General features: G+C 74.5%; 19 protein-coding genes. 5 read left to right on the forward strand and 14 right to left on the reverse strand.

Annotation, left to right across the window (positions count from 1 at the left end):
- Positions 1 to 336: 336 nt before the first annotated feature.
- Positions 337 to 576: a DUF2277 domain-containing protein gene (locus tag IH00_RS0135110; RefSeq protein WP_031080382.1), complete on the forward strand. Its 240-nt coding sequence runs from the start codon at positions 337 to 339 to the stop codon at positions 574 to 576.
- Here the strand turns inward: IH00_RS0135110 and IH00_RS0135115 are convergent.
- From IH00_RS0135115 to IH00_RS0135135, 5 genes are all read right to left on the reverse strand, one after another.
- Entirely contained in the window at positions 548 to 1,132 is a 585-nt protein-coding gene (locus IH00_RS0135115; protein ID WP_031080385.1) for a DedA family protein, read from the reverse strand. The two genes, IH00_RS0135110 and IH00_RS0135115, sit on opposite strands and share 29 nt — an antisense overlap.
- Before the next feature lie 65 nt (positions 1,133 to 1,197).
- Positions 1,198 to 1,662: a DoxX family protein gene (locus tag IH00_RS0135120; protein WP_031080387.1), complete on the reverse strand. Its 465-nt coding sequence runs from the start codon at positions 1,660 to 1,662 to the stop codon at positions 1,198 to 1,200.
- Between the two features lie 55 nt (positions 1,663 to 1,717).
- Entirely contained in the window at positions 1,718 to 3,649 is a 1,932-nt protein-coding gene (locus IH00_RS0135125) for an FAD/NAD(P)-binding protein (protein WP_031080389.1), read from the reverse strand.
- Between the two features lie 316 nt (positions 3,650 to 3,965).
- Positions 3,966 to 5,618, reverse strand: coding sequence for an alkaline phosphatase D family protein (locus tag IH00_RS0135130; protein ID WP_031080391.1), 1,653 nt, complete (start codon positions 5,616 to 5,618; stop codon positions 3,966 to 3,968).
- A gap of 74 nt (positions 5,619 to 5,692) precedes the next feature.
- Positions 5,693 to 6,337 (reverse strand): HNH endonuclease family protein, encoded by a 645-nt coding sequence (locus IH00_RS0135135; RefSeq protein ID WP_031080393.1) that lies wholly within the window; start codon positions 6,335 to 6,337, stop codon positions 5,693 to 5,695.
- 188 nt (positions 6,338 to 6,525) lie between these two features.
- Here IH00_RS0135135 and IH00_RS0135140 point away from each other — a divergent pair, with 188 nt between their 5' ends.
- Both IH00_RS0135140 and IH00_RS0135145 read left to right on the forward strand, forming a co-directional pair.
- Positions 6,526 to 7,266 (forward strand): ABC transporter permease, encoded by a 741-nt coding sequence (locus tag IH00_RS0135140; protein WP_031080395.1) that lies wholly within the window; start codon positions 6,526 to 6,528, stop codon positions 7,264 to 7,266.
- 244 nt (positions 7,267 to 7,510) lie between these two features.
- Entirely contained in the window at positions 7,511 to 8,095 is a 585-nt protein-coding gene (locus IH00_RS0135145) for a TMEM165/GDT1 family protein (protein WP_031080397.1), read from the forward strand.
- 114 nt (positions 8,096 to 8,209) lie between these two features.
- On the opposite strand, the gene IH00_RS0135150 is transcribed toward IH00_RS0135145, so the two are convergent.
- The gene (locus IH00_RS0135150; protein ID WP_031080400.1) at positions 8,210 to 8,884 is read right to left on the reverse strand and encodes an HAD-IA family hydrolase; all 675 of its coding nucleotides are present in this window, start codon (positions 8,882 to 8,884) and stop codon (positions 8,210 to 8,212) included.
- A 229-nt stretch (positions 8,885 to 9,113) separates the two neighbouring features.
- Positions 9,114 to 10,490, reverse strand: coding sequence for a peptidoglycan-binding protein (locus tag IH00_RS39240; protein ID WP_052411887.1), 1,377 nt, complete (start codon positions 10,488 to 10,490; stop codon positions 9,114 to 9,116).
- A gap of 321 nt (positions 10,491 to 10,811) precedes the next feature.
- Here IH00_RS39240 and IH00_RS0135160 point away from each other — a divergent pair, with 321 nt between their 5' ends.
- Entirely contained in the window at positions 10,812 to 12,869 is a 2,058-nt protein-coding gene (locus IH00_RS0135160; protein WP_031080404.1) for an MDR family MFS transporter, read from the forward strand.
- Between the two features lie 132 nt (positions 12,870 to 13,001).
- On the opposite strand, the gene IH00_RS0135165 is transcribed toward IH00_RS0135160, so the two are convergent.
- The 4 genes from IH00_RS0135165 to IH00_RS0135180 all read right to left on the reverse strand — a co-directional run bounded on the left by IH00_RS0135165 (position 13,002) and on the right by IH00_RS0135180 (position 16,643).
- Positions 13,002 to 13,499 (reverse strand): GNAT family N-acetyltransferase, encoded by a 498-nt coding sequence (locus tag IH00_RS0135165; protein ID WP_031080406.1) that lies wholly within the window; start codon positions 13,497 to 13,499, stop codon positions 13,002 to 13,004.
- Between the two features lie 4 nt (positions 13,500 to 13,503).
- Positions 13,504 to 14,172 (reverse strand): O-methyltransferase, encoded by a 669-nt coding sequence (locus IH00_RS0135170; protein WP_031080413.1) that lies wholly within the window; start codon positions 14,170 to 14,172, stop codon positions 13,504 to 13,506.
- Entirely contained in the window at positions 14,169 to 15,275 is a 1,107-nt protein-coding gene (locus IH00_RS0135175) for a DUF2330 domain-containing protein (protein WP_031080414.1), read from the reverse strand. Before IH00_RS0135175 ends, IH00_RS0135170 begins: the two co-directional genes overlap by 4 nt.
- 108 nt (positions 15,276 to 15,383) lie before the next feature.
- A complete protein-coding gene (locus IH00_RS0135180) occupies positions 15,384 to 16,643 on the reverse strand; it encodes a cytochrome P450 (RefSeq protein ID WP_031080415.1) in 1,260 nt (419 codons plus the stop codon).
- Positions 16,644 to 17,012: 369 nt separating this feature from the next.
- Between IH00_RS0135180 and IH00_RS0135185 the strand changes: the two genes are divergently transcribed.
- The gene (locus IH00_RS0135185) at positions 17,013 to 18,182 is read left to right on the forward strand and encodes a steroid 3-ketoacyl-CoA thiolase (RefSeq protein ID WP_031080416.1); all 1,170 of its coding nucleotides are present in this window, start codon (positions 17,013 to 17,015) and stop codon (positions 18,180 to 18,182) included.
- Between the two features lie 246 nt (positions 18,183 to 18,428).
- Here the strand turns inward: IH00_RS0135185 and IH00_RS0135190 are convergent, their stop codons facing one another.
- The 3 genes from IH00_RS0135190 to IH00_RS0135200 form a co-directional block, all read right to left on the reverse strand.
- Positions 18,429 to 18,836, reverse strand: a complete 408-nt coding sequence (locus tag IH00_RS0135190) for an aggregation-promoting factor C-terminal-like domain-containing protein (RefSeq protein WP_031080417.1) — start codon at positions 18,834 to 18,836, stop codon at positions 18,429 to 18,431.
- Between the two features lie 310 nt (positions 18,837 to 19,146).
- A complete protein-coding gene (locus tag IH00_RS0135195; RefSeq protein ID WP_078888136.1) occupies positions 19,147 to 20,019 on the reverse strand; it encodes an ECF transporter S component in 873 nt (290 codons plus the stop codon).
- Positions 19,983 to 21,806: ABC transporter ATP-binding protein (locus tag IH00_RS0135200; RefSeq protein WP_031080420.1), on the reverse strand; the 1,824-nt coding region annotated here is incomplete at its 5' end. The genes IH00_RS0135200 and IH00_RS0135195, both read right to left, overlap by 37 nt.

Raw genomic sequence — 21,806 nt, forward strand, 5'->3', positions numbered from 1 at the left:
GCAAGTGCAGCCCGGACGTCGGCGGCGCCTACCGGTCGGCCGCCCGGGTCAGGTGCCGGTCGGCCCGGGGCGAGTGTCGGGCCAGCCACCCGGGGGCCACCGCCCGGGCGTCGGCGGCGAGTGCCGGTCGGTCACCGGGGGCCAAGTACCGCCCGGACGTCGGTGGCGCCTGGCAGTCGGCCGTCCGGGGCGAGTGCCGGGCCGGCCACCGGGGGGCGAGCACCGCCCGGGCGTCGGGAGCGAGTCCCGGGTGCCCCTGGAGCGGCACCGGACGGCGCCGGAGAGCGGGCGTCCCGGGACCCCGCGCCCACGCGGCGGCTGGAGGACACTGGAGGCATGTGCCGCAGCATCAAGACCCTTCGCCCGCCCGCCCTGCCCCACGAGGCCACCGAGGAGGACGTGCGTGCCGCCGCCCTCCAGTACGTGCGGAAGGTGTCCGGCTTCCGCACGCCCGCCGCGCACAACCGCGAGGTCTTCGAGCGGGCCGTGGCCGAGATCGCCGAGGCGACCCGCGAACTGCTCGCGGGGATCGAGGTGCGGGGGAGCGCTAGGCGGCCGGCAGAGGACGTCGCATGACGTAGGCGGCCAGGCTGCCCGCCAGGAAGAGGGCGAGGGCGGAGACCGCCACGCCGGTCCAGGTCGCGCCCAGCCACTGGCCGCCGAAATACCCCAGCCCCACGCTGTACGTCGCCCACGCCACGCCCGCCAGCGCCGACCACGGCAGGAACTGGCTGGCCTTGCGGCGCGCCGCGCCGGCGCCCAGGGAGACCACGGAGCGGCCGGCGGGGGCGAAGCGTGCGATCACGACGAGCAGGCCACCGCCCCGCGCGAGCGCCGTGCCGAGACGTTCCTGCGCCCGGGTCAGGCGACGCGAGCGGGCGATGGCCCGGTCCAGGCGGGCGCCGCCGCGCCGGGCCAGGGCGTACGCGACCAGGTCGCCGGCGAGCGAGGCGGCGGCCGCGCACAGCGTGAGGGTCAGCAGGGAGCCGGTGCCCGTGGCGGCGGCGGTGGCGGCGGTGATCACCAGGATGCCGCTCGGCAGGACCGGCAGGAACACGTCCAGGAGGACCGACACCACGACCGCCACGTAGATCCATGGGCCGGCGGTCAGCGACCCCACGCTTTCGAGCACCTTCACTCCCCGGTCCCGTCCAGCATGGGCGGCTGACAGCCCCACAGCGTACGCCCGGCCGGGGGTCACACGGAGGCGGGGGCGCCCTTCCCGTCACGCTCGGCCGCGGTGGCGGACGCGGTGCGGGAGCCGAACAGGGAGTCCAGGGCCAGCGCGCCCGGACCCGTGAAGACCAGGAGCAGCAGCGCCCAGCAGAACATGGCGGACGGCTCGCCGCCGTTCTGCAGCGGGAACAGCGCCTCGGGCTGGTGGACCTTGAAGTACGCGTACGCCATCGAGCCGGACGCGACGAAGGCGGCGCTCCGGGTGCCCAGGCCCAGCAGCACCAGGCCGCCGCCCACGAGCTGGATCACGGCGGCGTACCAGCCGGGCCAGGAGCCGACGGGGACGGTGCCGCCGCCGTGCGCGCCACCGAGGACACCGAAGAGCGAGGCGGCGCCGTGGCACAGGAAGAGCAGGCCGATGACGATCCGGAACAGGCCCAGTGCGTACGGGCTGGCCTCGTCGAGGCCGTTTCTCAGACGGGACATGAAGGGTCTCCATGCGGTTGGGGACGGAACCGGTGAGGGGACACGTTAGGCGGGCCTAATCAATACTTGCAAGTTCAATAATCGGAGCTTGGGCCTCCGGCGCGGAGACCTGCAGAGCCGCGCGGGCCACCGCGTCCGCGTCCGACAAGGTCACCGAGTCGACGCCGGGCCGGGCGCCCGCGGCCGTCACCCAGTGCACGCCCTCCGTGGGCACGCCGAGGGCGAACCGGCGGGTGTGCGCCCGCCCCTGAGCATCGATCAGACGATACGGGCGCGGTGTGACATCCAGACCACGCGTGTCGTAACCGTCGATGACATGGGTCCGGCACCCGCCCTCCCGCAGCAGATCCGCCAGCAGGGCGTCGCCGGTGCACCGCAGATCCGGCTCCGGCAGCCGCGCCTCGATCAGCGTGGTCGCGCGCACGGCCGGACCGGGGACGTCCGGCGACCGCCCGGTGAAGGCCCCCTCCTCGGCCCGCACCTCCAGGCGCGGGCCGAGCACCTCCAGGACGCCCGCCTCGATCAGCGCCGTCATCTCCTCGATGCGGCGGCGCGGCGGGCCGATCGAGAGGAACGCGTTCAGCGGCGTGTACCAGCGGTCGAGGTGGTCGCGGCGGGAGGCGCCCGGCAGCCCCGCGTGGTCCACGATCAGCCGCAGCTCGTTGCGGATGTCGCGCAGCACGTCCAGCGCGGCCTTCAGCGGGCCCGTGCTGTTGCCGAGCGCCGCCCGGGCCGCGTCCCGGCGCAGGTACGCCAGCAGCCAGGCGCGGTGGTCCTGCGGGGAGTGGAACGTTTCCCCCCGGTACGGGTGCGCGAGACGCTCCCAGGACCAGCGCTCCTGCTCCGGGACGCCGTACGCGTCCAGGGCGGCCCGCGGGTCGGTGAGGAACAGCGGACGGAAGCCGCGCGCGTCCGGAAGGAGCGTCTCGTAGTACGTCGTCTCGACCTCCAGCGCCACCAGGGGCCATATCTCGTCGAGGAAGTCCGGCGGATCGCCCGCCTCCGCGCGCTTGCGGAACGCCTTGATGACGTCCGGCGTCAGCACGAGCGGCTCGTGCCGCTCCGACGCGCCCTTCTCGTTGTCACCGCGGGCCTGGTAAGGGACGCCGCGCCGCGACCCTGCGTACAGGCGCGGCTCCAGGCCCGATGGGCGGTACACCAGCCCGGAGGCCGCCCGCTCGAACCGGCCGCCGCGGCCCGCCGTCAGCAGCGCCATGTGGTCGAAGAAGTTCAGGCCCAGGCCCCGCAGCAGTACGGGCTCACCGGGCGCGAGGAACGACAGGTCGAGGTCCGCCGGGTTGGCCGGCGGCAGGTACCGCAGCCCGTGCCGCTCCGCGTGGGCGGCGAGCCGGACCTCCGTCTCCCCGCCGCCCGCCGGCAGGTGGCCCTGCGCCAGGACCACCGCGCCGAGGCCCGTGAGCACCGTCCCGTCGTCCAGCGTCAGCGTCTGCGGGGCGCCGGTGCCGCACCCGCGGTGCGCCCCGTCCGTGCCGTCCTCCAGGCGTACGGCCCTGGCGCGGTGCACCCGCACGGTCACCTGCGGCGGCGCCTCGCGCACCGTGCGCGCGAACGCCCAGGCCAGGTAGGCGCCGTAGCAGGCGCGGGTGGGGTAGTCGTCGGGACCGAGCCCGTACGAGCGGCTCGCGGCCCACTCGTACAGGCTCGGCCCCCGGCGTATCGGGCCCGCGCAGCGCACGCTGTCGTCGGTGAAGACCGTGACCTGCGAGGCGACGGTGTTCATCAGCAGCTCGGCCGGCTGGTCGGTGCGCCAGACCCGGCCGGGGCCCGGTGGGAACGGGTCGACGACATGGACGGTCACCGGGGTGCCGGGGGCGAGTTCCGGGGCGGAGGCGCAGAGTCTTTCGAGCACCGATGTACCGCGAGGACCTGCGCCGACCAGGGCTATGGCACGGGGAACTGCGGAGGTGACGGACGAGACGGACAAGACACGACTCCCGGGCAGCGGGGCGGCAAGCGGAACGCTCATCATGCCGGTGCGGCCCTGCTCACCGAAGCGCTGCGGAGAGCGTCACCGTCCGCTATGCGGGGATCGTCGGGGGGTCTGAACGGGACGTTCACCGGACGTTCACAGCCACGGCGACACCCGCCGCGACGGACACCGGACCCGCCCGCCGCCCCGACGGCCCGCCGCGACCCGCCCGGCCAGAACCCGACGGCCCGCCGCCACCCGCCCGGCCAGGAACCCGACGGCCCGCCGCGCACCGTCCCGCCGCCGGCCCGGTGGCCGGCCGCCGGACCCGCTTCCCCCGCGACCACGGCGGCCCGCAGCCGCGCCGCCGTGGTCACTCCCGTGCCAGCGTCCACTCCTTCACGGTGCTCAACCCGGCGTCCCCGCGCGCCTGCTCCAGCCGCAGCTCCGCCGCGCGCCCGCGCACCGTCAGCGTCATCAGCTGGTTGCCGAACCACGGCCCGCCCGTCCGGTGCCAGTCCACCGCGGGCGGCGCGGCGCGCCCGTGCCGCCGCAGGGCGTGGCCGAGCCGGCGGCCCGCGCGGCTCCAGCCGAAGCGGAACCCCCAGCGCAGGGAGCGCGGGATGCGGTTGTGCACCGGGGAGCAGGTCAGCTGGACCACGCGCGCCTCGGGGATCTCGCCGGTGGTACCCGGCCACACCGGCTCGGCGAGGTACGCGTGGTGCACGTCGCCCGACAGCACGCACACGGTCGCCGGGGCGTCCGGTCCGCCGCCCGCCTCCGCCAGCAGCCGCGCCAGCCGGTCGAACGACTCCGGGAACGCCGACCAGTGCTCCAAGTCCGCCTTGCGGCGCACCGCTTCGGAGATCCGCGCCCAGCGCGCCCCGCGCTCGCCCCGGCACAGCGCCGCGTTCCAGGCCTCCGCGTCGTGCATCAGCGGCGGCAGCAGCCACGGCAGCGAGGTGCCGATCAGCAGGTGGTCGCAGGAGGCCCGGTCGGCCAGCGCCTCGTCCCGGATCCACCGCTCCTCGGCCTCGTCCTGCATCGACCGCTCGTGCTCGTCCAGCACCCGGGCCGCCCGGGTGTCCACCATGAGCAGCCGGGTGCGGCCGAAGTCCCGCCGGTAGCTCCAGCGGACCCCGGCCGGCTTCTCGTCCGCCTCCGCCGCGAACCGCCGCAGCACCTCGGTCCCGTCCGGTGCGGCGCGCACCGCCGCGTACAGGGGGTCGGCGTCCAGCTCGTCGGGGGAGAGGTTGCCCAGGTGCTGGTGGACCCAGTACGACATCAGTCCGCTCAGGATGCGCTCCCGCCACCACGTCGTACGGCGCATGTCGGCCACCCACGCGGCGCTGGTGTTCCAGTCGTCGACGACGTCGTGGTCGTCGAAGATCATGCAGCTGGGCACGGTGGAGAGCAGCCACCGCACGCCCGGGTCCAGCCAGGATTCGTAGTAGAGGTGGGTGTACTCCTCGTAGTCCGCCACCTGGGCGCCCGGCGGCTCGTCCAGGTCGCGGCGGGCGGCCAGCCACCGGCGCGTCGCCTCGGACGTCTCGTCGGCGTACACCTGGTCGCCCAGCAGCAGCAGGACGTCGGGGCGCACGGCGGCGGGGTCGGCCGCGAGGCGGGCGGCGAGCTTGTCCAGCGCGTCCGCGCCCACGGGGTCCTTGCCGTCGCCGGGCGGCGCGGACCAGCGGCAGGACCCGAAGGTGACGTGGACCTCGCCGGCGCCGGGGCGGGGCGTGGTGATGGTGCTCGCGGGGTACCGCGCGTCGGCGGGCGGCCACACCGTGCGGTCGTCCAGCAGCACCTCGTACGGGGTCGTCGTGCCGGGCGTCAGCCCGGTGACGGTCACGAGGGCGTAGTGGTGCCCGGCGATCCGGAAGGTGCGCGTGGCACCACCGGCCCCGTCGGCGCAGCGGACCTCGGCCGTGCAGGGCCGGTCCGCCTCGACCCAGACCGTGGCGCGGTCGCCGCCGGCCCAGTCGACGTACCGCAGGACCGGTCCCAAGCGCAATCCGGCTGCCATGCGCGGCCTCCTCCGTCGCCCGTCCCCGTACTCATACGGTACGGAACGACGGAGGAGGCCGGGAGCCGGAGGGCTCAGCAGCCGTTGAGGACGGACTGCAGGGCGCTCTTCTCCGCCGAGTCCACGCTCAGCTTCCAGTGGTACTTCACGTGCACCCACATCCGGGCGTAGGTGCAGCGGTACGCGGTGCGCGGCGGCAGCCACTCGGCCGGGTCGAGGTCGCTCTTGGCCTGGTTGACGTCGTCCGTCACGGCGATCAGCTGCGGGCGGGTCAGGTCGTTGGCGAACGCCTGGCGCTGCGAGGTGGTCCAGCTGCTGGCGCCCGAGCGCCACGCCTCGGCGAGGGCGACGACGTGGTCGATGTCCAGGTCCGAGGCCGCGCGCCAGGTGGCGCCGTCGTACTCCGAGTACCAGGTGCCGCTGACCGCCGCGCAGCCGGAGTCCTGGACCACGTTGACGCCGTCGCGCTTGAGGACGACCTCACGGGTGTTGCAGCTGCCCGACTGGGTGCTCCAGTGCGGGAACAGGTCACGGCTGTAACCACTGGAGGAACCTTCCGCCTTCACCGTGAGCTGGCTCAGCCAGGAGCGGGCGGTGTCGGCGCCGACGGGGGTGGGCGGGGCGGCCTGGGCGGTGGGGGCGGTGGCCAGGACGCCGGTGGCGGTGAGTGCTGCGGAGGCGGCGAGCACGGCTATTCGACGCGCGTAGACACCGGACATGCGAACTCCTAGAGAGGTGGGGGGCCTTGGCCGAGATCCCGCCCGGCGGGCGGCTCGGCCATGGTTGCGACGCCAGGTTTCGGTCAGGCGGGCGCCAGGTAACAGAGTGGCGACATGCTCACGTCAGATCAAGGGTCCGGGCATGCTGACGTCACGCCAGATCTCCGTCGGCGCACTACGGTTGGCGGGTGCTTCTGCCCGTCAATGTCACGTTCGGGGTCGTTCTCGCGGTCCTGCTCGCCGTCGCGGCCGCGGTGGTGGCGGCCGCCCGCCTGCGGCCGCCGCGCGACACCGTCACGGCGGGCGTGCGGGCCGCGGTCCAGCTCGCCGCCGTCTCGCTGGTGATCGGCTGGGTCGTCCGGGCCGTACCGCTGCTGCTCCTCTTCCTGCTGCTGATGTACGCGGTCGCGGTCCGCACCGCGGGGCGCCGCGTCACCCCGAACGGCACCTGGTGGTGGGCGGCCGTCCCCATCGCCGCGGGGGTCGTCCCCGTCGTCGCCGCGCTGCTGCTCACCGGGCTCCTGCCGCCGAAGGGCATCGCGCTGATCCCGGTGACCGGCATCCTCATCGGGGGCGCGCTCACCGCGACGGTGCTCGGCGGGCGGCGCGCCCTGGACGAGCTCCGGACGCGGCACGGCGAGGTGGAGGCGGGGCTGGCGCTGGGGCTGCCGGAGCGCGACGCGCGGCTGGAGGTGGCGCGGGAGGCGGCGGCCGAGGCGCTGCTGCCCGGCCTGGACCAGACCCGGACGGTGGGGCTGGTCACGCTGCCCGGGGCGTTCGTCGGGATGCTGCTGGGCGGGGCGGAGCCGCTGGAGGCCGGGGCGGTGCAGCTGTTCGTCCTGGTGGCGCTGATGGCGGTGCAGGCGGTCGCGGTGGCGGCGGTCCTGGAGCTGGTCGCGCGGGGGAGGCTGCACCGGCGCGAGGCGTAGCCGGGCCCGTCACGTACCCTGGACGGAGCAGAAGGGGAGTAGCTCTTCGCCGGACCGTCGACATACTGCTGGGCCTCGTGCCCGGCCGGCGCCCGGAGGCGGCCTTGCGGGGCGGCCAGCGAGACCTTCGGCAACAGCAGTGCCATGCCATGCCCGACATGCCCATGGTGCCGCCGTGCCGGAGCGACCCCTGACACGTCTCTTCTCGGTACGGCGGTGCCCGACCGATTGAGGAACCCATCCCGTGCTCAGCCTCACGATCATGGCGATCACCTTCGGCGTCGTCTTCCTCGCCGAACTCCCCGACAAGACGGCGCTCGCCGGCCTCATGCTGGGCACCCGCTACCGGGCGTCCTACGTCTTCGCGGGTGTCGCCGCGGCCTTCGCCGTCCACGTCGCGCTCGCCGTCGCCGCCGGCAGCGTCCTGACCCTGCTGCCGCACCGGCTGGTGCAGGCGCTGGTGGGCGTGCTGTTCCTGTGCGGGGCCGCGGTGCTGCTGCTGAAGAAGGACGACGGCGAGGACGAGGGCATCAGGCCCCCGGCCGACCAGTCCTTCTGGAAGGTGTCCGGGGCGGGCTTCATGCTGATCCTGGTCGCCGAGTTCGGTGACCTGACGCAGATCATGACCGCGAACCTCGCGGCCCGCTACGACAACCCGCTCTCCGTCGGCCTCGGCGCCGTGCTCGCCCTGTGGACGGTCGCGGGGCTGGGCATCCTCGGCGGCCGGACGCTCATGAAGTACGTACCACTGCGGCTGATCACCAAGATCGCCGCCTGCCTGATGCTGGCGCTGGCGGGCTTCAGTCTGTACGAGGCGCTGGCTCCCTGACGACGTGCCGGGGGCGCCGCGCAGCCACGCGCTGAGCGGCGCCGTAGGCGCTGCGTGGTGACGTACGGGTCGGGTGGTGACGTACGGGCTGCGCGGTGACGTACGCGCCGTGCGCTACGCGGTGACGTGGAGGCGGATCGTTCCGTCGGGGCCGTCCGCCGCCACGCGCACGTGCCTCAGGTCCGGTACGTGCACGTCGGGGGCGAAGGCGGCCGCGCGCGGCCCCACGCCCACCACGCGCATCCCGGCGGCGCGGCCGGCCCGGATGCCCGCCTCGGAGTCCTCGAACACCACGCACTCCGCCGGGTCCACGCCGAGTTCGGCGGCGCCCTTCAGGAAGCCCTCCGGGTCCGGCTTGCTCGCGCCCACGCACTCCGCGGTCACCCGCACCTGCGGCATGCGCAGCCCCGCGGCGCCCATGCGGGCCCGGGCCAGTGCCGCGTCGGCCGAGGTCACCAGGGCGTGCGGCAGCGCGGCGATGGCCGCCATGAACGCGGGAGCGCCGCCGATCGGCACGACGCCGTCGAGGTCGGCGGTCTCCTCCGCGAGCAGCACCCGGTTGTCGGCGTGGTTCTGCTCCATGGGCCGCTCCGGCAGCAGGAGGGCCATCGTGGCGTACCCCTGGCGGCCGTGGACGACCTGGAGCACCTCCGCGGGGTCCAGTCCGTGGCGCACGGCCCAGCGGCTCCAGCAGCGCTCCACGACGGCGTCGGAGTTGACGAGCGTGCCGTCCATGTCGAGCAGGAGGGCCCTGGCGGTCAGGTGCGGGACGGCGGGCGCTGACGTCATGGAGGGGCTCCACGGGCAGAGGGATGCGGTACGCAGTGGCCCCGCCCGCCGGTCAGGGTATACGGGCGGGAACCACTTTGTTCCTCCACGATACAAAACGAGGCGGGGACGCGCCACCCGGCCCCGGCACGCCGGTTCGACGGCCCGTGATCCCGGCCTGCCGTCCCAGCCGCCTGCCGTGTCGGTCGCCTGTGCTCTGAGCCGCCTGCCGTGTCGGTCGCCTGTCCTGTCAGCCGCCTGCCGTCTCGGCCTCCAGGGACTGCCGGGTCGCCGGGCCGTAGACGCCCCAGCCGTCCTCGTCGATCGCGCGGGCCCACTGGTACCGGTACACCGCCTCCTCGACGCTCTTGTCGTAGCGGCCGTGCAGCGGGCCGTCGTAGACGCCGGCCTCCCGCAGCCGCTGCTGGAGGTCCGTCACCTCGGCGCCGCGATCGCCGCGACGGAGGGTCGAGGGCTGCTCCGGACCCAGCGGCGTGTCCGGGGCCGGGCCGCGGCTGCGGGACGCCGAGGGCTGTCCGCCACTGCCGGCGCCCGGTGCGCCGGGCGCGGCCGAGAGGGGCGCCGCCGAGGACGTACGCGCGGACGGCGAGGCGGAGGGGGAGGCCGACGGCGACGCCTCGGCGGAGGTGGATCTCGACGCGGACGCCGAGGGCGAGGGGATGTCGGAGGGGGTGTCGGGCGGGCCGCTCGGAAACGCGGGCGCGCTCACGTCCAGGTCCGGCAGCACCTTGTCCGCCTCGTCGTCGCCGTCGAACATGCCGCCGGCGAACGCCACCGCGCAGGCCACGGCCACCACGGCGGCCGCCGCGCCGAGGGCCGCGTAGGGCCGGCGGCGCTCCTGCTCACGGGCGCGCTCCCGTTCCCGCGCGCGCGACCGGCGGGGCCCCAGCCCGTCCACCGGTTCCCACGAGGGCGCGAACAGCTCCCCGGACTCCTCCCGCACCGGCTCGCGGCCGCCCGGCCCTGCCGGGGCTTGCGGCTCCCATCCCTCTGCGGCCGCGGATTCCGGCTCCCATCCCCGCGGGTTCGGCCCCTCGGGCTGCCGGTCCTGCGGTCCCGCGGCGTACGGATCGGCGGCGTACGGATCGGCGGTGTGCGGATCGACGGCGTAGGGCTCCGCTGCGTACGGATCCGGGCCGTGCGGCTGCGTGCCGTGAGCGTGTGTGCCGGCCCGGCCCGGCAGGTGCGCGGCCGCCGAGCCGGCCGCCGCCGAGCCGTGCGGCGCAGACGGTGGAGCGTCCGCCGGGAGCTCCGGCCCGACCGCCCGGACCGGCTCCGGTACCGCGTCCGGCAGGGGACCGGGTCCGGCCGCCACCGCCGGCGGCATCGGCCCCGGATCGGCCGGCGGCATCGGCCCAGGCCCCGGCGCTCCCGGACCCGGCTGCGGATCCGCGGCCGGGGGCGCGTCCCCGAGCGCCGGCAGGGGGCCCGGGAGCCCCGCCTCGGGCGCGTACAGAGGCAACGGCATCGTCGACGCGACGTCGCCGGGCCCGTGCGGCGCGTCGAGGTGCACGTACGGGCCGATGCGCAGTGGCTCGAAACCGTCGGCGCAGCCGCAGCCCGTGTGCTCCGCGGTGCCGCATTCAGGACACACCCGTCCCGTCACGTGGGTCCCCTCCCCTTGAACTGCCAGCGATTATGCAGCCACTCCCGGCCGCTCGGATCCGGCCTTCGTCCGTTCGACAGGCCATAACAGGCCAGAACGCCCAGGATGGGAGAGAAAACAGGGGGTACGCGACGCATCCGGCGGCCCGGACGGCTCACCAGCGGCGCGCACGCCGGCGCACGTCGGCCGTCGCTCACGGAAGGCGCGAAAAGGCGCCACAAGGCGAAAAAGGACGCAACGACGCGACGACGCAGCGACGAGACGACGACGAGACGACGACGAGACGACGAGAAGACGCGGACAGACAGGGAGAGGATGTCGATGGCGCAGGAAGTGAGCACCCCGCCCACCAGCCCCGCCCCGGGTGAAGGACTCCCTCACCGCTCGGTCCTGGTCGCGATCGGAGCCCTGCTCCTCGGCATGCTGCTGGCCGCGCTCGACCAGACCATCGTCTCCACCGCCCTGCCGACGATCGTCAGCGAGCTCGGAGGCATGGAGCATCTGTCCTGGGTCGTCACGGCCTACCTGCTGGCGTCGACCGCGGCCACACCCCTGTGGGGCAAGCTCGGCGACCAGTACGGCCGCAAGAGGCTCTTCCAGGCCGCGATCGTCCTCTTCCTCATCGGCTCGGCATTGTGCGGCGTCGCGCAGGACATGCCGCAGCTGATCGCCTTCCGGGCCGTCCAGGGGCTGGGCGGCGGCGGCCTCATGGTGCTCTCCATGGCGATCGTCGGCGACATCGTCCCGCCGCGGGAACGCGGCCGTTACCAAGGGCTCTTCGGTGCCGTCTTCGGCGCGACCAGCATCCTCGGGCCGCTCCTCGGGGGGCTGTTCACCCAGCACCTGTCCTGGCGGTGGGTGTTCTACATCAACCTGCCGGTCGGGGTCGTGGCCCTCTTCGTCATCGCCGCCGTGCTCCACATCCCGGTGCGCGCCACCCGCCACACCATCGACTACCTCGGTACCTTCCTCATCGCCTCGGTCGCCACCTGCCTGGTGCTCGTGGCGTCCCTCGGCGGCACCACCTGGGAGTGGGGCTCCTGGCAGATCATCGGCCTCGCCGTCCTCGGTGCCGTCCTGCTCGTCCGGTTCCTCCGGGTCGAGCGGCGCGCCGCCGAACCGGTCCTGCCGCTGAAGCTGTTCCGGATCCGCACCTTCACGCTGGTCTCCGTCATCAGCTTCGTCGTGGGCTTCGCGATGTTCGGTGCGATGACGTACCTGCCGACGTTCCTCCAGGTGGTGCGCGGCGTGTCGCCGACCATGTCCGGTGTGCACATGCTGCCGATGGTGCTCGGCATGCTGCTCACCTCCACCGCCTCCGGCCAGATCGTCAGCCGCACCGGCCGCTGGAAGGTCTTCCCCGTGGCCGGGACCGCGATCACCGCCCTCGGCCTGGTCCTGCTGCACCGGATGAAGGAGTCCAGCTCCGACGCGGAGATGAGCGTGTACTTCTTCGTCTTCGGCGCCGGGCTCGGCCTGGTCATGCAGGTGCTGGTCCTGGTGGTGCAGAACGCCGTCGCGTACGAGGACCTCGGCGTCGCCACCTCCGGCGCCACCTTCTTCCGCTCCATCGGCGCGTCCTTCGGCGTCGCGATCTTCGGAACGGTTTTCACCAGCCGGCTCACGAGCAAACTGGAGGCCGCCCTCGCCGGCCAGGAGGTCCCGCCCGGCGCGAGCGCGGACCGGATCGCCGCCGACCCCCGGGCCATCACGGACCTGCCGCCCGCCCTGCGCCCCGACGTGCTGCACGCCTACGCCACGTCCATCACGGACGTGTTCCTGTACGCGGCCCCGGTCGTGCTCGTCGCCTTCCTCCTCGCCTGGCTGCTGAAGGAGGACCGGCTGCGCGGCTCGGTCACCGCGCCCGACACCAGCCAGACCCTCGCCTCCAACCCCGTGGAGCGGTCGTCGTACGAGGAGTGCGCCCGCGCCCTGTCCGTGCTCGGCTCCCGTGAGGGCCGCAAGGCCGTCTACGAGCGGATCACCGAACGGGCGGGCCTGGACCTGCTGCCCGCCGCGAGCTGGCTGCTGCTGCGGGTGCGGCGCCACGGCGCGGTCGAGCCCGCACGGCTCGCCGACACCACCCCCGTACCGATCAGGGCGGTCACCGAGGCCGCCCGGCAACTGGAGGAGCGGCGCCTGGTGCGCCGTGTGGGCCTGCAACTGGTCCTCACCGACGAGGGCGTGACCGTGGCGACCCGGCTGGCGCACGCCCGGGAGGAGTCGCTGGCGGAGCTGCTGGGCGACTGGTGGGGGCCGCAGCGGCCGACCGACCTGGTGCAGCTGGTGGAGCAGCTGACGGCCGAGCTGTGCGGCTCCTCCCGGGAGCGGCCGCGCACCGCCGAACCGCACCGCGACCACGTGGCGCACACGCGCTGAGCGGCGGCGTGCGTGCCGCGCCGCCACACGGCGCACCAGGTGAGCCGGGGCCCGTCGTCCCGATCCTGCCGGGCTCGCGGGCCCCGGCCGACCACCAGCCGGCCGCGTCACCAACCTGTTCGGACAGCACACCTAGGCGGTGCCGTGGAGCTCCTTGCCGTACCAGACCTCCATGTACGGGCCCTCGCAGTACGCCGGGATCTCCCGGTAGCCGTTGCGGGTGTACAGCGCCCGCGCCTCCACCAGGTCCAGCCGGGTGTTGAGCACCATGCGCCGGGCGCCCAGCTCCCGCGCGGCGTCCTCCAGCACGGACAGCAGCAGCGCCGCGCCGCCGGTGCCACGGTGGGCGGGGCGTATGAACACGCGGGTGAGTTCGGCCCGTTCGGCGTCCAGCATCAGCACCCCGCCGCAGGCGGCCGGTGCGCCGGCCACCCGGCCGACCACGAACTGCCCGGTGGGCGGCGTGAGCAGCTCCACGCCGTCCCCGGCGAGCCCCTCGTCCACCTCGGCGGTGGTCGCCGGCCGCCGCCAGTAGCGGCCCGCCACATCGGCGTAGTACTCGCGCCGCAGGGCGGTGGCGTCGGCGGTGTCGTACGGCTCGGGCTCCACGGCCCAGGTGCTGGTCGTCATGGGGTCAGTCCACCACGCGGGCCAGCAGCATCCCGTCGTGGCCCTTCGGGCCCACCATCTGCAGGGCCGTGGCGTCCAGCCTGGGGTCGCGGGCGACCAGGTCGAGCATCTCGCGCGTGCCGACCACCGACGGGTCCGTACCGGTCTCGTCGGTGACCGCGCCGCCCCGCACGACGTTGTCGACGACGATCAGGCTGCCCGGCCGGGTGAGCCGCAGCGTCCACTCCACGTACCGCGCGTTGTTCTTCTTGTCCGCGTCGATGAAGACGAAGTCGAAGGGGCCCGCCCCCTCCTCGGCCAGCTGCGGCAGCAGGTCCAGGGCGGCGCCCGTGCGCACCTGCGCGATCGATTCGAGCCCGGCGTGCGCGAGGTTCGCGCGGGCCACGTCGGCGTGGGCCGGCTCGTACTCCAGGGTGACCAGACGTCCGTCCGGCGGCAGCGCCCGGGCCAGCCAGATGGTGCTGTAGCCGGCGAGGGTGCCGATCTCCAGGACGGTGCGCGCCCCCTGCGTACGGGCCAGCAGGTGCAGCAGCTTGCCCTCGGCCGGCGACACGGCGATGTCCGGGAGCCCCGCCGCTCCGGCGGCGGCGAGTGCTGCGGTCAGTGCCTCGTCCGGGGGCGCCAGCATGTCGGTGAGGTAGTCCGACACGGCGTTCCACTGAGCTTGTGTCATGCCCCTGAACGTACTGCACGCCGCCGCCGCAGGGCCCGTGGAAGAGCCGTCGCCGCCACCGGTACGGCGACGACGGTGACCAGCCAGACCGGTACCTCGCCGCCGATCGTCAGCAGCCGGTCGTGGAACACGACACGGCGGTACGGGGTGTCCGCGCCGGCCGCCCGCAGCTCGTGGTCGCCGTCGATCCGGCCGGGCTCCGGGAACGCCTGCTCCACGGCCGTCAGGAAGAGGCGCGCCTTCCCGCCGCCGCTGCCCGTCAGTTCGCCCACCGCGCCCTGGGCCTGGACCTCGCCCGCGTAGGTGACCTCCGGCGCGTTCCCGCCGATGGCGCCGCGCGGTTCCATCCGGTGCTCGGAGAGCACGTACAGGCCGAGCGACTGCGGGGTCGTCGCCAGCCGCGACAGCCGCATCGGGTAGACCGGCCGCTCGCTGGCGAACCTGATCCGCAGCGGGTCGAGGGTGCCGTACAGCGCCGCGCCGCGCTCCTCGGGCGCGAGGCGCACCGCGACGTACTCCCACTTCTGCTCGACGTAGGGCCGCAGTTCGCCGCTGAGCCGCTCGGGGAGCTCGAAGCCGTTGTCGTCCAGCCAGTCGCGCAGCGCGTCCGGGTCGGTCGCGGTCAGCCGGGCGACGTCGAAGTCGCCGAGCCGCTCCCGGCCGACCACGCCGACCGGCGGTGCGGTGGCGTCCGGGGCGGCGCCGGGAGCCGGCGCGGCGGCGGTGTCCCCGCCACCGCCGAACGGCCAGTCGCCGGAGCGGGGCCAGAAGTAGTGCCGGGTGCGGTGCTCCGGCGCGGTCAGCTCGCGCAGTTCCTCGAACAGGTACGGGTCGCCGAGTTCGACGTCCGCCCGGCCGGGCACCGGCATGATCCAGGCGGCCTCCCGCGCCGTCCCGCGGACCGAGAAGCGCATCACGATCTGCTCGGTGCGTGACCGGGCGTCCCAGTGCACGATCGAGGTCTCGCGCTGGACACCGATCCGTGACGCCCGGTCCGGGATCATGGCGCCGCAGCCGCAGGCGTACGCCGGGCTGATGAGGCTGCCGAGCTGCAGCGCGAGCAGCGCGACGACGAGACCGAGTATCCGTTGTTTCCCCCGCATGCCCGCTCGGACGCCGAGGCGGATCACACGGTTCCCGTCCCCGCGGCGTGACGCGGTGTGCCGTGGGGCGGTGCCGTGGCACGGTGCCGGTGCCGGTGCCGGTGCCGGTCAGGGGTGGGTGACGCGCAGCTCCTTGATGCCGTTCAGCCACGCCGAGCGCAGCCGTCGCGGCTCGCCCGCGAGGCGCAGGCCGGGCAGGGCGTCGGCCACGGCGTTGAAGATCAGGTCGATCTCCAGGACGGCGAGGGACTTGCCCAGGCAGAAGTGCGGGCCCCCGCCGCCGAAGCCGAGGTGCGGGTTGGGGTCGCGGGTGATGTCGAAGCGTTCGGGGTGCTCGAAGACCTCGGGGTCGTGGTTGGCGGAGGAGTAGAAGACCCCGACCCGGTCGCCCGCCCGGATCGTCCGCCCGCCCAGCTCCAGGTCGCGGGTGGCGGTGCGCTGGAAGGAGACCACGGGGGTCGCCCAGCGGACGATCTCCTCGGCCGTCGTGGCCGGGCGCTCCCGTTTGAACAGCTCCCATTGCCCGGGGTGGGTGAGGAAGGCGTGCATGCCGTGGCTGATGGCGTTGCGGGTGGTCTCGTTGCCGGCCACCGCGAGCAGGATCACGAAGAACCCGAACTCGTCGTGGGAGAGGTTGCCCTGGCCCTCCGCCGCGACGAGCTGGGACACGATGTCCTGGGCCGGGCACTCCGTGCGGGCGGCGGCGAGGCTCATGGCGTACGAGACGATCTCCATGGCCGCCTCGGTACCGGCCTCCTCCGTGACGGCGTACTCGGGGTCGTCGTACGCCGCCATCGCGTTGGACCAGTCGAAGAGCTTCGCGCGGTCCTGTTGCGGTACCCCGATGAGCTCGGCGATGGCCTGGAGCGGCAGTTCGACGGCGACCCGGGTGACGAAGTCGAAGGACCCGTCGCCGTCCGCGGCGGCGGCGAGGGCCGTGCCGGCGATGCGCCGGGCCCGGTCCCGCAGGGCGGACTCCAGGGACCGGACGGCGCGGGGGGTGAAACCGCGCTGGACGATCTGGCGCACCCGGCTGTGCTCCGGCGGGTCCATGTTGAGCATGATCAGCTTCTGGGCGTCGATCCGGTCGCGGCCGATCGTCTCGTTGAACCGGATGATCGCGGTGTTGGTGGCGGACGAGAAGAGCTCCGGGTGCGTGGACACGTACTTGACGTCGGCGTGCCGCGTCACCGCCCAGTACCCGTCGTCGTCGAAGCCGGATATGCCGTGCGGCTGGGCGCACCACCAGACGGGGGCGGTCCGCCGCAGGGCGGCGAACTCGGGCAGCGGGACGCGGGTGCGGAGCAGGTCCGGATCGGTGGGGTCGAAGCCTTCGGGCAGGTGGGGGTGTGCATGGGGACAGGGCATCGGCGACTCCCCTATGTCTGACGGGCCATCAGAATGTGCCCGCAAGGTAGTAACGGGTTCTACAAGTGGCAAGGGGTGCGCGGTGTCCGGTTGCTGCCGCCGTCCTGCACGACCCTTGCGTACCGGGGGTAAGCCTCAGCAGACTGGGCCGCGAACTAGAACGCGTACCAGTTCGCGGGGTCCGGGGCGCGCCCCGGGACCAGTGCGGCCGGGGGCCGGGGGCAGCCCCCGCCGGGCACGGCCGGGGGGCCGGAAGCCGCCCCCCGGAAAGACACAGCCGGGGGTTCGGGGGCAGCCGTTCCCCGAACGGACACAGCCGTCCGCGCGGGCGCCGGGACGCCGGTGCGGCCGCCAGGAGAGGACCAGCCCATGGCCGCGGAACCCGTCATCGTCGAAGCCGTACGCACTCCCATCGGAAGGCGCTCCGGCGCCCTCGCCAACCTCCACCCGGCCTACCTGCTGGGCGAGACGTACCGCGAGCTCCTCGGCCGGACCGCCCTCCACGCCGACTGCGTCGAGCAGATCGTCAGCGGTACGGTCACCCACGCCGGTGAGCAGTCCATGAACCCCGCCCGCACCGCCTGGCTCGCCATGGGGCTGCCCTGCGAGACGGCCGCCACCACCGTGGACTGCCAGTGCGGTTCCTCGCAGCAGGCCGCCCACATGGTCGCCAACATGATCGCCTGCGGTGTCATCGACGTCGGCATCAGCTGCGGCGTGGAGGCCATGTCCCGCGTGCCGCTGGGGAGCGGGTCCAAGCACGGGCCGGGCAAGCCCTTCCCCGACGAGTGGAACGTCGACCTGCCCAACCAGTTCGAGGCCGCCGAGCGCATCGCCCGCAAACGGGGCCTCACGCGGGAGCGGGTGGACGCCCTCGGGCTGCTGTCGCAGCGGCGTGCCGCCACCGCGTGGGCCGAGGAGCGCTTCAAGCGCGAGACGTTCGCCGTCCAGGTGCCGACCACCGAGGAGGAGCAGCACGAGGGGCAGGGGATGTGGCGGCTCGTCGACCGCGACGAGGGGCTGCGCGACACCAGCGCGGAGGCGCTCGCCCGGCTGAAGCCGGTCATGCCGACCGCGGTCCACACCGCGGGCAACTCCTCGCAGATCTCCGACGGCGCCGCCGCCCTCATGTGGGCGTCCAAGCGCATGGCACGGGCGCTGAAGCTGAAGCCGCGCGCCCGGATCGTCACCCAGGCGCTCGTCGGATCCGAACCGCACTTCCACCTCGACGGGCCCATCGACGCCACCCGCGCGGTCCTCGGCAAGGCGGGGATGTCGCTGCGCGACATCGACCTCGTCGAGATCAACGAGGCCTTCGCCTCCGTGGTGCTCAGCTGGGCCCAGGTCTTCGACCAGGACCTGGAGAAGGTGAACGTCAACGGCGGCGCCATCGCGCTCGGCCACCCCGTGGGCGCGACGGGTGCGCGGCTGCTGACCACCGCGCTGCACGAACTGGAGCGGCGCGACAAGGAGTTCGCCCTGGTGACGATGTGCGCGGGCGGGGGGCTGGCGACCGGCACGATCATCCAGCGGCTCTGACGCCAGGTCCCGGCTCGGGTCCCGCCCGGTCCCGGCGGGAACTCCGCCCGGTCCCTCCCGGTCCCTCCCGGTCCCTCCCGGACCCTCCCGGACCCGCCGGGTCCTGCGCCGATTCCACCGTCCCGCGCGGCCCCCGCCCGGTGCCGTCCCTTCGGCGAGCCGGCCCGGTGGAGAGGGGAAACGGTGGAGAGGCGGACGCGGGAAGGCCCCGGTGCGCCGCACCGGGGCCTGCCGCATGCTGTCGGCTCAGTACCAGCCGTTGGACTGCCAGAACTTCCACGCGCCGCAGGGGCTGCCGTAGCGGTCGTTCATGTAGTCCAGGCCCCACTCGATCTGGGTGGCCGGGTTGGTCTTCCAGTCCGCGCCGGCGGACGCCATCTTGGAGCCCGGCAGGGCCTGCACCAGGCCGTAGGCGCCGGACGAGGCATTGGTGGCGGACGGGTTCCAGCCGGACTCGTGCTCGACGATCTTGTCGAAGCACTGGTACTGGCCGGCCGGGACCAGCTTCTTCGCGATGTCCTGCGCGGAGGCGGAGGCGGCCGATGCCGGTGCCGTCGTACCCAGCACTGCGCCGGTCGCACCGAGGAGCACGGCGGCACCGGCGGCGACGGCCTTGGGACGGGCGGAGAAACGGCTGGCGAGCGAGCGGAACACGTAGCGACCTAACGTCGGGGACGGGGGGCGTCGCCCGGGCATGCCGGTACCGCGCCAGGGGGCGGGGGAGTGGCTGCCAGGGGCGCTCCCGCTGCGGTTCCGCTGCGGTTCGCCCGGCGACGTCCACCAGAGAAGCAGCCGTGCCGGGCCGCCGCAACGACCCCTTGTACTAGGGGGCGCCGGACTACCGGGAGGAAGGTCCCATGGCCCCGGGCGGCCATCGGCGCACGTCGCCACGGGAAGTCCCGGGCCGGAGGAATGCCCGTTCCGGCCCACTATCCCCGGTCGTATGTGAGCTGCGTCCTGTGGGTCACCTCACCGGTCCGGGGCCCTCCACAGCGTGGGGCGAGCCTTCGAATGTGACCTGGGCCTCGAAGTGGGCCCGTCGTGTCGCACGTCGCAGCGCCTTCAGAACCGTGGATCCGATGGTGACGGTGAGTACGACGGTCAGGACGGCGCGTCCCGTGTCCCAGCCGAGCGAGGTCGCCGCGCAGTAGGCGACGAACCGGACCAGGTTCTCGTGCAGCGGGTCACCCGGGTGGAAGGAGATGCCGCTGCCCGCCGGTTCGATGACGACCCAGCCCTGCAGGTTCATCCCGGTCCCGTACGCGAACGAGGCCACCGCCCCGTACAGCGCGAGCATCGCCGTCTCACCCCGCCCGCGCAGGCGGTCCGGCCCCGGCAGCAGCCCGGCGCCCATCGTGAACCAGCCCATCATCAGCATCTGGAACGGCATCCACGGCCCGACGCCGCCCGTCAGCAGGGCCGACGCGAAGATCGTCACCGCCCCGAGGACGAACCCGAAACCGGGGCCGAGCACCCGGCCACTGAGCACCATCAGGAAGAACATCGGCTCCAGGCCCGCCGTGCCCGCGCCCAGCGGCCGCAGTGCCGCCCCCACCGCCGCGAGGACGCCGAGCATCGCCACCGCCTTGGCGTCCATGCCGCAGTCCGCGATCGTCGCGACGACCACGGCGACGAGCAGCGGCAGCAGCACGGCGAACAGCCACGGCACGTCCTGCGCGCTGCCCGCCACCCCGGAGGCGCCGTCCGCCAGCAGCGGCCATCCCAGGGCGAACACCCCGATCACCGAGACCAGCGCGAGCGCCGCCACGGAACGGACGCCCAGGCGCACCGGCCGGGCCCTCACAGCGCCGCCTCCACCTGCGCGACGGTCAGCCACGGCTCCGGTGCGAGGATCTTGGCGACCTGCGGCGCGAAGGCGGGCGAGGACGTCACGACCTCGGCCGCCGGGCCGTCCGCGACGACCTCGCCCTCCGCCAGGACCACGACGCGGTCCGCCAGCTCCGCCGCGAGCTCCACGTCGTGCGTGGCGAGCAGGATGCCGTGCCCGTCGGCGGCCAGGCCCCGCAGGACCGCGACGAGCCGGGCCTTGGCCGCGTAGTCCAGGCCCCGGGTCGGCTCGTCGAGCAGCAGCAGCGGGGGCCGCGCGGTGAGCACCACCGCGAGCGCCAGCGCGAGCCGCTGCCCTTCGGACAGATCGCGCGGATGGGTGCCGTCCCCGATCCCCGGCAGCAACCGCGCCACCAGCTCCCGGCACGTCCCGGGCGGCGCGCCCGCGTCGGTGTCGGCGGCCGCGCACTCGGCCGCCACGGTGTCCGCGTACAGCAGGTCCCGCGGCTCCTGCGGTACGAGCCCGGCCCGCCGGAGCATCTCGGGCGGAGCCGTCCGGTGCGGCACGCACCCGCCCACGAGCACCCGGCCGCCGGACGGTTCCACCATCCCGACGAGCGCGCCCAGCAGGGTGGACTTGCCGGCTCCGTTGCGGCCCATGAGTGCCACGGTCTCCCCGCCGCGCACGGCCAGATCCACCCGGCGCAGCGCCTCGACGGCACCCCGCCGCACGCGCAGCGCCTCCGCCTCCGCGAGCGCTTCCCCCTGCGCGAGCGCCTTCACCTCCCCGGGAGCCTTCGCCTCCAGGAGAGCCTCCGCCGTCCCGAGAGCCTCCGCCGTCCCGAGGACCTCCGCCCTCCTCCCTCCGGTTCCGGTGGCCGCGCCGCCCGGCCGTGCGGGCGCGCCGGCCCCGCCACGGACCGCCGTGCCGCGCCGGCGCAGCAGGCGGCGCAGCGCCGCGCGCGCACCCGGGGCGCCCGCGCCCACGGGATCGTCCCCGGTGGAAGCCGGAGAAGCCGGAGAAGCCGGGTTCGCGGGGAGGGCCGGGGCAGCCGGAGCAGCCAGGCCGGCCGGGTCGGGCAGGCCGGCCGGGTCGGGCAGGGCAGACCGGTCGGGCGGGGAGGTGTCCGCCAGGCGGGCCCGGAGCCCGGGGGCCAGGCGACGGGCCGCGCGGACCGTCAGGGGCGGCGGCGACCAGCCCGCCACCCGCGCCAGCGCCACCACGGGAGGGTGGACCGGCGAGAGGGCCATCACCTCGGCCGGAGAGCCGAGCAGCACCGGAGCCCCGGGCGAGCGCAGGAGTGCGACGCGGTCGGCGTACTGGACCACGCGCTCCAGGCGGTGCTCCGCCATCAGCACCGTCGTGCCGAGGTCGTGGACCAGGCGCTGCAGCACCGCGAGGACCTCCTCCGCGGCCGCCGGGTCCAGCGCCGACGTCGGCTCGTCCAGGACGAGGACCTTCGGGTGCGGCGTCAGCACGGACCCGATGGCGACGCGCTGCCGCTGCCCGCCCGAGAGGGTGGCGATCGGCCGGTCCCGCAGCGGCGCCAGGCCCAGCAGGTCCAGGGTCTCCTCCACCCGCCGGCGCATCACGGCGGGCGGCAGGCCCAGCGACTCCATGCCGTATGCCAGCTCGTCCTCGACCGTGTCGGTGACGAAGTGGGCGAGCGGGTCCTGGCCCACCGTGCCGACGATGTCGGCCAGTTCGCGGGGCGGGTGCGTGCGGGTGTCGCGGCCGTCGACGGTGACCCGGCCGCGCAGGGTGCCGCCGGTGAAGTGCGGCACCAGGCCGGACACCGCGTTCAGCAGCGTCGACTTGCCGGACCCGGACGGGCC

Origin of the sequence: Streptomyces sp. NRRL S-118 (assembly GCF_000716335.1) — a bacterium.
GTDB lineage: Bacteria > Actinomycetota > Actinomycetes > Streptomycetales > Streptomycetaceae > Streptomyces.

Excerpts from the sequence above, each read along its gene's own strand:
- IH00_RS0135110 (WP_031080382.1), top strand. The coding sequence starts at position 337 with ATGTGCCGCAGCATCAAGACCCTTCGCCCGCCCGCCCTGCCCCACGAG.
- IH00_RS0135160 (WP_031080404.1), top strand. The coding sequence starts at position 10,812 with ATGGCGCAGGAAGTGAGCACCCCGCCCACCAGCCCCGCCCCGGGTGAA.
- IH00_RS0135120 (WP_031080387.1), bottom strand. The coding sequence starts at position 1,662 with ATGTCCCGTCTGAGAAACGGCCTCGACGAGGCCAGCCCGTACGCACTG.
- IH00_RS0135165 (WP_031080406.1), bottom strand. The coding sequence starts at position 13,499 with ATGACGACCAGCACCTGGGCCGTGGAGCCCGAGCCGTACGACACCGCC.
- IH00_RS0135175 (WP_031080414.1), bottom strand. The coding sequence starts at position 15,275 with ATGCGGGGGAAACAACGGATACTCGGTCTCGTCGTCGCGCTGCTCGCG.
- IH00_RS0135130 (WP_031080391.1), bottom strand. The coding sequence starts at position 5,618 with ATGGCAGCCGGATTGCGCTTGGGACCGGTCCTGCGGTACGTCGACTGG.
- IH00_RS0135185 (WP_031080416.1), top strand. The coding sequence starts at position 17,013 with ATGGCCGCGGAACCCGTCATCGTCGAAGCCGTACGCACTCCCATCGGA.
- IH00_RS0135150 (WP_031080400.1), bottom strand. The coding sequence starts at position 8,884 with ATGACGTCAGCGCCCGCCGTCCCGCACCTGACCGCCAGGGCCCTCCTG.
- IH00_RS0135170 (WP_031080413.1), bottom strand. The coding sequence starts at position 14,172 with ATGACACAAGCTCAGTGGAACGCCGTGTCGGACTACCTCACCGACATG.
- IH00_RS0135180 (WP_031080415.1), bottom strand. The coding sequence starts at position 16,643 with ATGCCCTGTCCCCATGCACACCCCCACCTGCCCGAAGGCTTCGACCCC.
- IH00_RS0135135 (WP_031080393.1), bottom strand. The coding sequence starts at position 6,337 with ATGTCCGGTGTCTACGCGCGTCGAATAGCCGTGCTCGCCGCCTCCGCA.
- IH00_RS0135125 (WP_031080389.1), bottom strand. The coding sequence starts at position 3,649 with ATGAGCGTTCCGCTTGCCGCCCCGCTGCCCGGGAGTCGTGTCTTGTCC.